Here is a 10,385-nt window from a genome sequence, read left to right as displayed (position 1 = left end):
GCCGCATGGGATCGGGTCCCGGAAGGGCGTTTTTTCGCCTTTTGACGCGGAGCTTGGAAACAGGGGCATAGGCGGTTGGTCAAGGGTCTCAGCACGAAACTTTTTTCGGCCATCGGCCTGATCTGGAGAAAAAAGTTTTGGGCCCCTTGACTGGCCGACTGTGAGACTTGGCTTCCGGTGGAGTGAGGGGCGAAGCCGGAGGCTCGGTCCGCCGGAAGCCTAGCCGAACTGCCACCTGTTACCATGCGGATGTCAAAAGCGAAAAAGCGTGTTAAACAAAAAAGAACCGGCCCTAGGCCGGTTCTCTCCATGCTTCTATTCCTTTGATCCTGGTCTTTCGATTCTTTTTTCGTGAAGGTCTTCAGCGGTTTTACGCTCCGTGCCAGGTGTAAAGCGACTGACAGGAACGTAGAGCGCCTTGAGCGGGGTGATCCTTCCCCGCTTTAGGCGCTCTCGTTATCGGCTGGAGTAACCTGGCAGCGGCGCGTAGCGGCTCTTAGGCGGCGTTTTGAGCCGTCTTAGAGCCGGTAGCGTGAGCAGATATACGATAAATATGAATAGCGAGGTGCACCACACAAATCAGTAAATTTTTTGTATCTACCGATCCCAATCTGAGTAAAAAATATGGGTGGAGCCGGTAGTCCAAAAACTGCCTCACGGCCAGGCTTTGTCGACCCCTCCAAGCTCGGGGAGTCCCGCCTTGCGCCGCTGTTCGATGATATATTGCACGTACCACTCCGAGTTCTCGGTATTTTTCCGGATCGAGCGGATCGTATCCAGCCAACGATCGTTCCAGCTCAAGCCGTCGGAGTTCACGTGCCCCCGCCTCTCCATCTCGATTGTCTGGTCGTACGCGGAGGCGGCACCGATGCGCATGTTGGGTGTATCGAGCAGGATCAGATTGCCCTCGTCCCGCCTGGTGTCCAGTTCGTTGCCTCTTCCCTTCAGCATCGCATAAGTTCCCACTGCCGCCGCGAATATAATTGCGACTGCGGCGATCGAACCGAGTAACCACAGAATGACGTTCATCTCCTGCCTCCCGAATCAAGATATTGGTGGAACCGGAACAACCGAATCGGTCACGATATCTCGATAATAGCACAGGACGACTTTTCGGCATGGAGGTTTTTTTATTTTGCTGCAACGCATCGAAAGGGTGACAAGTGCAGGTCAAGTGCCGCTGGAAAGCCTTGCTGGGCTTGGAAAGTGCGGCAGGCCAGGTGAGGGGAAGCAGCGAAGCTTATATGTAATTTTCAACTTGCAGGCCTACCGTAAGGCCAACTACTCGGACTGAAGCCCAGGCTAATGGTGAGGACCGCTTCGAGGCTGAGTGGCTTTGACTCTTCAGGAGCAGGTCAAAGATGGCCTGACCGAGAGATATCGTCTGCTCGGTTTGGATGAATCGGTCTATCTCGGCTAATCGCATCGACATGCCTCAGCGGTGGTTTTGCTTCTGCAATCATCGCTATAGCTGTTTTGCGGCTTATTGACCCCCAAAAAATCCGTTCGCTACCAATGGCCGAGGGTGCGGAATGTGAGATAAAGGTCATTAATAAGGGGAAAGTTAAATGAAGTTGAACAAAAAAAGAACCCCTTCTTGATTACTCAAGAAGGGGTTCCCTATCCGACCGGATAATATAAAGTGTGATTGTTGCGTTTGCCCCGAACGGGGTCTCAATTGGTTAACTTTATTGTACACATTTGATGACCAAATGTCAACGTTTGTTAACATTTTTTTGTTTTTTTCACGTTTATTCCGTAGTCTTCTGTTTCTCTCTAAACAGTCGCAACGGGCGTTTGGAAGTGCTGACTTACTTGGGAATAGGCACTTTTCCGCTTAGCACTTTCTTTTGAAACTAAATTATGAAGCAGTCGATTATGTTGACCGACTCCACCCACTTCTTTAACTATATCTTTCAGCTGCAATGAGATCAAACCGCTCATTTCATGTGTTTTGAATTGTAAAATGTCTGTATTTGAATCATAGAAATGCATAACAGGTCTATACAAATATTGTTCATACTCCGATAGCAAGTTCGTGGGAAACTTTCTATGTACTTTACTAATCAAGTGGTAAAGTAGAGTGTAATCTGCATATTTTTCTCTGAATATATCTTCAACATGTTGGAGCTGATCAGGAGACAAATGTACCTGATTTCCACTAAAAGTATGCTTTATGCCTTTTAGCGTAATCGTTGTCATTTGATTGATTTTAAGGAGACTTTCAGTATTGTTGAGGCCTGCAATCACCCCTAAATTAAATTGATTATTAGTATCATAACCTGGTTTCCCACTGGATAATGCTACTCTCTTGTTACTCGACAATGGAATTACTGTGGCATTTTTATAACCTTGATCGTAACTCCACACGATGACAAAATGAGGATCATTTAGTACCTGTCCTAAGCCAATCAGATTGGCATGAATGACCTGCCCCTTTACCAATGGGACAACGGGAGGAGTACTAGCCTCTGTATCAACAATTTGAGAAAATTGATGCAGTGTTTTTATTCGTTCTTTGCTTCCTAGAGCAGAATGCTTCTCCCTAACCATTTTAAACCCTGTTTCTTCCCAAATTTCTTGGGCTTTAGTCGAGTTTAAGTTTCTCGCCATTTTTTCGGTGTAATTCCACATTAGACATTGGCCTCCTTTCTTATAACAATAAATTATATCAGTAACTGTATATTTGTCACCAAAAAAACGGTTACTCTTTTGAGTAACCGCTAACTATATTTAAAGTTGCATAGATTGATTCAATTGCAGACTTTGCTGAGGTAAATTCTGATAAGTACGCTGCATTTCTTTCTTCATAATTTCATTCGATACCGAAGTAAGCTGCTTCGTATTTTCTTTTAAAGCCGTATCCAGGCGCTTTACCATAGCGGACATCGATTTTACTTCAGACCCTATGGTTTGAATCTGCTCCGGAGTAGGCGATTTTTCACGAAGGGATAAAATTTCCCCATTTATCCGCTCTTTTTCTACAGCAACATCGGATAGTTCCTTCTTATTCGGATTCGTCATGCGTTCAAGAATTGATTTGGGCTTCAGCGAAGATTCTACCTGATTGAGGTGGTCCAGCCTCTTCTCCAACGTATCGATGCGATCCTGGATCCGTAACGGCTGCTCAAGTTCATGCAATTTACGTTGAGCGCTCAAAAGTTCTCTGGAGAGCGATTGATTCTCTTTCTGAAGGTCCTTCTTAATTTCCTGCTGGGTTTGCGTCCAGTTCTTCAGGGCCTGGTTTACCCAAGGCTGCATCGGTTCCGCTTGAAACCGTGTAAGACCACGGTACACTTCAGCTTGAACCTTATACACTTCACTATTGTCAAAAATAATCGTTCGGTCAGCCAAGCGCATCGCTTTTGGCAAGTTTTCCATGGAGGTCTGGTAGCGCCGGCGGATATCCTCTTCCGGAATATGATGGCCACCCTGGGCAACACGCTGCGCCACCCGATCAATATGTAAATCTACTGAATTCAAACCAACATAGTACATATTGATACTGAAACCTGCAGCTTTGGCCATCTCCATTTGTCTGAGCACGTTCTGGCCACCAAGCGTGGTTTCAATCGAGAAGTCAATGCCTTGTTTAATGCATTCGCGTACCTGCTTCACCGCTTCTCGCCCTGCTGCAAAATCAGCTTGATTCTGAGGCAGATGTTTCATCGTCTTTGCGATCGCGTCCGCATCGATGACTTTGACATTCGGGTTCTGATGCTGCAAAATGCTAGTCAACTGGGACTTACCAGCCCCGTTGGTACCAGCAAAAACAGTCATCGACGGACTACTTTCCGGCGTAGTCCACTTCTTTAAATCCTCCATCATAGCTCACCTCAGTCATATGTCCATCCGCGTATTTCCGGATCACTTTACCGTCCTTCGAAAAAGAGACAAAGGTATTGGATTCTTTGGCTTTATGAGCTGCGTTCTCCGCTGCTTGCTTTCCGATTTCCTCTAATTGTTTGATATCCAATGGTTTCATCTCGTCACTTCCTTTGCTTAGTATCAACGTGGGTATTCTTACCTACAATTATACCACAAACCGGACATCCGTTCCCCTGTTTTGGGAGGAATTGTAGGCGCATCCGGTATGGCCGCGAACGTGAGGAGCGGCCATACCGGATGCGCCCGGCCACGGAAATATGCACTTTGTTTCCGGGGCCGGGCCACGGTCATGCGGACTTTTTCCGCTTCTTCATGCCAAAGCGGCCTTCTTGGATCAGCTTTTTACGGATCGTATTGAACCCGATGCCTTTCCATGGGTGATTCACATATTCTTCAGTCTCGCACCACTCATCCAGTTTATCCGGATGATACTCCCCTAATGTTTCAATTTCACGGGTGGATGCAAATGGGCAACCCGCACAAGCGCACCGCTTCACGAAATGATAGACCTGGTTATAGGGTGCCTTCATCCAAAAGATAAACTCCCATACCTCTTCGATCGTAAATTCCAGTACCGGGCGATGTGTATTCCGGAGAATCACATCATCCCTGGAATCGTGTGGTAACGTCGAGCGATTAATCGATTCCGACCAACGCTCCCCGCAAAGCATAAGTGGGGCCGGATGTTTGACCTCTATCACTTGACCATTCCGGAATTTCGCCTTTGGCGGCTGCTTGGCGCGACCCTGCATTCGGATCTGGTCATAGCCTTCAGCATCCAAATAATCCCGTTGTGGTATCATCTTGCAGTTTTTCGTACAGTGACGCCGCCCCATCATTGGCCAAAACGGCATCCGATGGCGGAGAAGATGATGGATCCCTTCCGATTGCAGCGTCGTGATCGGCACACCGATCCAGGATTCAAACACAGGTTGAAAATCATATGTCTCTGGCCATTCATCGTCGGTATCTGCGAAAAGGGCCATTAATCGATGTTTGGGGTATTTCATCGCGGCCAAAATGAACTGGGCTTCGCTATCTTTGCCATTACTGAAGGAAATGCAGGCTTTTTGGCCTGGTTCAAGATCCGGCATCCGTGCTAAACTGGCCAGAATCTTTTCGGCCAGCCCTTCCGAAATGTCCCCCCCTTCAGCTGCAGCTTGAACTTTTTCGATCCATTCAGCACAGGAAAGCTCCGGCATCTGATTGGATGGGGTATAGCCTAGCGGGGCAGAAAACCGGAAATGACTCTCTCCCACCGGGCCTTTGCAGCTAAGCACCAGTTCATTATTTTCGTTGATCTCGAATAAAGTCATTGTAGACATATGATATCCCCCTGTGTTCTGAGTTGTATTGGTATCGCCGCCCGGTCACCGGGCGCCTTGTTGTGTTGCCTTCCGTCATGGGATCGGGCCCCAGAAGGGCGAATTTTTCGCCTTTTGACGCGGAGCTTGGAAACAGGGAAATAGTCAGTTAATCAAGGGTCCCAGGACAAAATTTTTTCGGACAAAAGCTTCATGAAAGAAAAAAATTTTTCCCCCTTGATCGTCTGGATCAGCGTCTTGGCTCCTGGCTGGTGGAGAGCGAAGCCGAGGCTCGGCCTGCCAGGAGGTTAGTCGCTGCTTCCCCTGTTACCATGCGGAAGGCAAAAGGCGAGAAAAGCCGCTGAAAATAGAAAAGAACCGGCGGCAACCGGTTCTGTCCATGCTTTTATTCAGATCATGTATGTTTATTCCCTAGCTCTATGAGTTTTTTAAAATCTTCTTGTGTGGTGGGTATGTTCTGGAGCAATGATAATGTATCCCTGGGAAGTCGTATATGCTCTACCAATTGGAAATCCGAAAATACCTCCGTGCCATCCACCACCACCGGGGTATCCACCCCCGCCGCCGGGATATCCGCCACCACCACCGGGGTATCCACCCCCGCCGCCGGGGTATCCACCCCCGCCGCCGGGGTATCCACCGCCACCGCCGGGGTATCCACCGCCACCGCCGGGATATCCGCCGCCACCGCCGGGGTATCCACCGCCACCGCCGGGATATCCGCCGCCACCGCCGGGATATCCGCCACCACCACCGGGGTATCCGCCGCCACCGCCGGGGTATCCACCGCCACCGCCGGGATATCCGCCGCCACCACCGGTTACTGGAAATGTTGGGCCGAGGTACTGTAGTCCTGTAATGTCTGTATTGGCAACTTTAACATTTGCATATCTAATAGCTCCATTCGGTGCCATGATATTCATCGTCACTGTACTAGACCCAACAGGGTCAGTCGCCGTACCAGGCGTCACTCCAAGCAATTGCCAAATAACTTGACCATATCCACTAACGTTTCCGCTATAGAAGTGATTCGTCCTGCCTGCTTTCACTTCTTCATCAAGAGTTGAAGTTAAGATATTGTAAACCGCCATAATGTACATCCCCTCACCAAAATTGTTTGGGATAACATATGTCTACTGGGCATTTGTCCGTGAAAAATCTCCGCATTAGCCTATTTTTCAAAAATGGAGAACTCATCTTCAGGCATAAGCATAAGAAAATGAAGTTCCGTCATCGGACACAATTGCTCGGGACGTACATTTTGTTATTCGTATATATGCCCTTTACGAATACAACCAGGATCCACATTCAGGACTCCGATTTCCCTGAGTTTCTTTACAAAAGCCTTTTTCGCTTCAGCATATGTGCAATTTTTAATGGTTGCGTTGTAAATGACGTCTCCTTTTTCAAATCGCAGTTGATGGTCTTGAGTCTTCATATTTTAGCTCCTTTCAGCTGGATAGCGATCCGCGAAAGCGGATCGCCGCGATGATGATGCGCTTACTGGCTGCCTACTTCACATCCTCGGACTGGTACAATTTCACATGTTTATGTGTATGGCCAATACAGCGTGCAGTAATCTTGAGCTCACGCCGATGACATTCTTCCTTAAACTCCTGGTATTGAGAAGATCCGATCATAACCTCGTTGTTGGTTGTTAAATTTTTGAAATAGATTTCAGGGATCATAGTACGTCATTCCTTCCTTTGGGTTTCTTGATATCCGCATGGCTGCTGCCCCGTAGGGCGTTTTTTTGCCTTTTGACGCGGAGCTTGGAAACAGGGGTATAGGTGGTTGGTCAAGGGTCTCAGCCCAACACTTTTTTCGGCCATCGGCCCGCCCTGGAGAAAAAAGTGTTGGCCCCTTGACTGGCCAACTGTGAGACTTGGCTTCTGGTGGACTGAGGGGCGCAGCCGGAGGCTCGGTCCGCCGGAAGTCTAGCCGAACTTTCCCTGTTACCATGCGGATGTCAAAAGCGAAAAAGCGTATGTAATAAAAAAGAACCGGCGGCGGCCGGTTCTGTCCATGTATGAGGTTCAAAAGATTCTAAAGCTTGTACGCTCCGTGCCAGGTGTAAAGCGACTGACAGGAACGTAGAGCGCCTTGAGCGGGATGATTTCTCCCGCTTTAGGGGCTCTCGTTATCGGCTGGAGTAACCTGGCAGCGGCGCATACCGGCTCTTAGGTGGCGTTGTTGGCCGCCTTAGAGCCGGTAGCGTGAGCCCTATGTTAAAAGGGTCCATGGAATATCATTTAAGTACGTTCTATCCCGTGTACCTGGCTGTTTGGTACGAATTGCTTTGTTTGTTATGTAGTGAAGTGATTGCGCTCGATTGTTCAGTGTCGGTAAGCATGCATACTTCATTACGTCTTTCCCAATTTGAAGATGTCTTGCAATCCGGACTGAACCCAGATCCTGAAGGCTTTGCTTCCAATCCATGCTGTCCAGCTCGAGTAGTTTAGGATTGAAGAGCGATTCGATCCGCGCTTCATCCAGATCCGCCTCTAGTTCCCTCTCATCCACGGAGATTTCAAAGATATAGAAGGCTTCTTTAGATTCCGGGTAAGTTAACATCTGACATTTGTTTCCGTATAAAATCGCACGCTCTATAGAGTCTGCTAGGTATACATAACCGGTAGTCGTCGCAGTGTCTAAAAGGAATTCTTCTTCAGAATAAACCAGTTCTGCATCATTTCGAATTAATCCTTCACGTAAAATAGCTTCAGCACGTTCCATCGATGTTCCATGATAAAGCGTAATGTGATTGGATGATGACATAGCTCTTCCTTACCTCCCCAGAATCATATTAACAGGAACCTCAGCAATGAAGCCCACAGACAAGCATAGTACCTTGTCGTGGTCTGTTACTTGAATCGATTTATTCATGCACATCTCTTTGAATTGCTGCCATTCGGGCTTCAACAAATTTACGATCGACAAACTGTTATCCAAATGAATGGCCAAAATGTAATGACCACCTAAATGCGCAGAAACCCGCAACACCAGGTGTTTGCAATGAGTACGGCCTTCTCGTGTGTAAAAATCGATCATCGCGGCCTTCTCGACCCGATCCTGATCATGCATGACTTTTTTGGCCAATTCCCCCATGTTGTAACCTACAAATTTCAGAATAGCTGCAATTCCTTGCGCAGCAAGGGTTTCCGCAGACGCTGTAATCATCTTTTTCCTCCTTCAGCAAGAATATCTCAATTATTACGGAATCGGTGCGAGTTGACAAATCGACGGTGCGATGGCTTAATGTATCGCCTGAAGGATGAGTAGATACAAGGGTTCTTTTCGTGAAGGTTTTTTCTTCATAGAGAAGCTTCATTGTCCAGGCTGAAGGCGGAATGTGATTTTCATTCCGCCTTCAGCCTTTTTTATTAAATCCGAGGGCCCGCCATGGGGCGGGGCTTCCTTTGGGGCAGCGATCCGTTTCGTGACGATCCAGGAGCTTTAACCTCAAAGACCGACGGTTGCCGGTCCTTTGGTAGGGTGATAACTCACTCTGACCCATCAGCGGCCCACATCTCGACAAGTTCATGCGGTTCGAGTTCGTCACCGGAGGATTCCTCATCCTCAATTCGGTACATTCTTCCATCTGGCTCGATGTCCCACCGTTGACCGCATCCCGGACATTTACTAGAAAAGTCATCCTCCTCCAGCTTATCCAATGGCAACGGAGTCTCACAGTCCGCACAATGAAGCTTTTTACCCATTCTTACTTCCCCCTCGTTGATTTTGGAGTATTGTCTTTACGTGCCATCCGGGAGGATGGCACGCGCCCATCATATTGGATAAATCACAAAACTAATGTGGTCGGTAACGGACATGTAATACCCGTATTGATGCAACATATCTTGAATGTCACAAATCAGCGTCCAATCGGTTTCCCCAGTGTCAGGGTTGTATTGCCCTTGATTGATGGCCGTATTTAATCTGCCTTCATAAGTTACGGTCACGGTCTCAGTATTCGCAAGTGGTGCATAGTCCGTTGGGTCAACATACTCGTAAACCTCCTCTTCACCGCTCACATAGGCTTGCTGGTTAAAATAAATCGTTGCATCGTACCAAAGGTCATGTTGGATGAAGATGGCTTTCAGCTCGTCCGCGATGGCCTGCATCACATTTCGATGGTCATCATTTTGGATAATCTCAGAAAGTTTGAACTCGGGGTCCAAAACCCATTTGTCATGGGTTGGGTTTCGATATTCAACGATATTCTTATGTACATCTGCCCGGATTTGCACAGGCTCGTCCATTCCCGGCTCATTACCGATGAAGTAACGATATTGTTCGGTGTTCAGGAACTCATATTCTTCGGCAGAACTGAAACGCTGGTTGATATATTGTTCAATGTTATTCATAGTGGTCATCCCCCATTTGAATTGATTTATAAATGCTATGTCCTACAGCTGACAGCCCCAAATTACCAACAAGGCAAGAACAATGATGAAATCATATATGCGCATTCCCAAGCGTCATCAGATAGTGAACACAACTGCAATAATCAGCGCGGCTAATTTTGCCAAGCTCGTAGGCTGCAAACGCGCGTTCAATGGCGTTATGTTTCCGATGGGTTGTGGTTTGGAATTGAATTTTCATGTGTTGTTCGCTCCTTTTGGTTTAAAAAAGTGTGGTGGAAGCAGCTGGGATGCTAACTTTCTAGCCCTTTTGACAGCCGCATGGGATTGGGTCCCGGAAGGGCGAATTTTCGCCTTTTGACGCGGAGCTTGGAAACAGGGGCATAGGCGGTTGGTCAAGGGTTTCAGCACGAAACTTTTTTCCGGCCACAGGCCCGATCTGGGGAAAAAAGTTTTGGGCCCCTTGACTGGCCGACTGTGAGACTTGGCTTCCGGTGGAGTGAGGGGCGAAGCCGGAGGCTCGGTCCGCCGGAAGCCTAGCCGAACTGCCACCTGTTACCATGCGGATGTCAAAAGCGAAAAAGAGGGTTCAATAAAAAAAGAACCGGCCACTGGCCGGTTCTCTCCATGCTTCTATTCCTTCGAATCCTGGTCTTTCGATTCTTTTTTCGTGAAGGTCTTCAGCGGTTTTACGCTCCGTGCCAGGTGTGAAGCGACAGACAGGAACGTAGAGCGCCTTGAGCGGGGTGATCTTTCCCGCTTTAGGCGCTCTCGTTATCGGCTGGAGTAACCTGGCAGCGGCGCGTAC

At 48.0% G+C, this 10,385-nt stretch carries 12 protein-coding genes; 1 reads left to right on the top strand and 11 read right to left on the bottom strand.

The genetic code is table 11. From position 1 onward, the window contains the following. Window positions 1-654: 654 nt before the first annotated feature. From RSX24_RS31875 to RSX24_RS31830, 10 genes are all read right to left on the bottom strand, one after another. On the bottom strand, window positions 655-1,029 hold the full coding sequence (locus RSX24_RS31875) for a hypothetical protein (protein ID WP_343262858.1): 375 nt from the start codon (window positions 1,027-1,029) through the stop codon (window positions 655-657). A 747-nt stretch (window positions 1,030-1,776) separates the two neighbouring features. Continuing rightward, entirely contained in the window at window positions 1,777-2,634 is an 858-nt protein-coding gene (locus tag RSX24_RS31870; RefSeq protein ID WP_343262857.1) for a hypothetical protein, read from the bottom strand. Window positions 2,635-2,733: 99 nt separating this feature from the next. Continuing rightward, window positions 2,734-3,825: a zeta toxin family protein gene (locus tag RSX24_RS31865; RefSeq protein ID WP_343262856.1), complete on the bottom strand. Its 1,092-nt coding sequence runs from the start codon at window positions 3,823-3,825 to the stop codon at window positions 2,734-2,736. Then, the gene (locus tag RSX24_RS31860) at window positions 3,788-3,985 is read right to left on the bottom strand and encodes a hypothetical protein (protein ID WP_343262855.1); all 198 of its coding nucleotides are present in this window, start codon (window positions 3,983-3,985) and stop codon (window positions 3,788-3,790) included. The genes RSX24_RS31865 and RSX24_RS31860 overlap by 38 nt, the downstream gene beginning before the upstream one ends. A 190-nt stretch (window positions 3,986-4,175) precedes the next feature. Continuing rightward, window positions 4,176-5,213 carry a phosphoadenosine phosphosulfate reductase domain-containing protein gene (locus RSX24_RS31855; protein ID WP_343262854.1) on the bottom strand — a complete coding sequence of 346 codons (1,038 nt, stop codon included), beginning with the start codon at window positions 5,211-5,213 and terminating at the stop codon, window positions 4,176-4,178. 428 nt (window positions 5,214-5,641) lie between these two features. After that, window positions 5,642-6,304 (bottom strand): hypothetical protein, encoded by a 663-nt coding sequence (locus RSX24_RS31850; protein ID WP_343262853.1) that lies wholly within the window; start codon window positions 6,302-6,304, stop codon window positions 5,642-5,644. Window positions 6,305-6,477: 173 nt separating this feature from the next. Further along, window positions 6,478-6,651 carry a hypothetical protein gene (locus tag RSX24_RS31845; protein ID WP_343262852.1) on the bottom strand — a complete coding sequence of 58 codons (174 nt, stop codon included), beginning with the start codon at window positions 6,649-6,651 and terminating at the stop codon, window positions 6,478-6,480. Window positions 6,652-7,436: 785 nt separating this feature from the next. Then, window positions 7,437-7,991, bottom strand: a complete 555-nt coding sequence (locus RSX24_RS31840; RefSeq protein ID WP_343262851.1) for a hypothetical protein — start codon at window positions 7,989-7,991, stop codon at window positions 7,437-7,439. 9 nt (window positions 7,992-8,000) lie between these two features. Further along, entirely contained in the window at window positions 8,001-8,393 is a 393-nt protein-coding gene (locus RSX24_RS31835; RefSeq protein ID WP_343262850.1) for a hypothetical protein, read from the bottom strand. Between the two features lie 608 nt (window positions 8,394-9,001). After that, on the bottom strand, window positions 9,002-9,580 hold the full coding sequence (locus RSX24_RS31830) for a hypothetical protein (protein WP_343262849.1): 579 nt from the start codon (window positions 9,578-9,580) through the stop codon (window positions 9,002-9,004). A gap of 82 nt (window positions 9,581-9,662) precedes the next feature. Between RSX24_RS31830 and RSX24_RS31825 the strand changes: the two genes are divergently transcribed. Further along, entirely contained in the window at window positions 9,663-9,938 is a 276-nt protein-coding gene (locus tag RSX24_RS31825) for a hypothetical protein (protein ID WP_343262848.1), read from the top strand. 228 nt (window positions 9,939-10,166) lie between these two features. On the opposite strand, the gene RSX24_RS31820 is transcribed toward RSX24_RS31825, so the two are convergent. After that, a partial coding sequence (locus RSX24_RS31820; protein WP_343262847.1) for a hypothetical protein occupies window positions 10,167-10,385 on the bottom strand: 219 nt, incomplete at its 5' end.

The sequence above is a fragment of the Paenibacillus hubeiensis genome (genome assembly GCF_032334105.1).
In the GTDB taxonomy this organism is placed as follows: Bacteria; Bacillota; Bacilli; order Paenibacillales; family Paenibacillaceae; genus Paenibacillus; species Paenibacillus hubeiensis.
This window is presented reverse-complemented; position numbering and strand designations above follow the sequence as displayed.

Coding starts and splice junctions, on each gene's coding strand:
- RSX24_RS31875 (WP_343262858.1), bottom strand. CDS start 1,029: ATGAACGTCATTCTGTGGTTACTCGGTTCGATCGCCGCAGTCGCAATT.
- RSX24_RS31870 (WP_343262857.1), bottom strand. CDS start 2,634: ATGTGGAATTACACCGAAAAAATGGCGAGAAACTTAAACTCGACTAAA.
- RSX24_RS31865 (WP_343262856.1), bottom strand. CDS start 3,825: ATGGAGGATTTAAAGAAGTGGACTACGCCGGAAAGTAGTCCGTCGATG.
- RSX24_RS31860 (WP_343262855.1), bottom strand. CDS start 3,985: ATGAAACCATTGGATATCAAACAATTAGAGGAAATCGGAAAGCAAGCA.
- RSX24_RS31855 (WP_343262854.1), bottom strand. CDS start 5,213: ATGTCTACAATGACTTTATTCGAGATCAACGAAAATAATGAACTGGTG.
- RSX24_RS31850 (WP_343262853.1), bottom strand. CDS start 6,304: ATGGCGGTTTACAATATCTTAACTTCAACTCTTGATGAAGAAGTGAAA.
- RSX24_RS31845 (WP_343262852.1), bottom strand. CDS start 6,651: ATGAAGACTCAAGACCATCAACTGCGATTTGAAAAAGGAGACGTCATT.
- RSX24_RS31840 (WP_343262851.1), bottom strand. CDS start 7,991: ATGTCATCATCCAATCACATTACGCTTTATCATGGAACATCGATGGAA.
- RSX24_RS31835 (WP_343262850.1), bottom strand. CDS start 8,393: ATGATTACAGCGTCTGCGGAAACCCTTGCTGCGCAAGGAATTGCAGCT.
- RSX24_RS31830 (WP_343262849.1), bottom strand. CDS start 9,580: ATGAATAACATTGAACAATATATCAACCAGCGTTTCAGTTCTGCCGAA.
- RSX24_RS31825 (WP_343262848.1), top strand. CDS start 9,663: ATGATGAAATCATATATGCGCATTCCCAAGCGTCATCAGATAGTGAAC.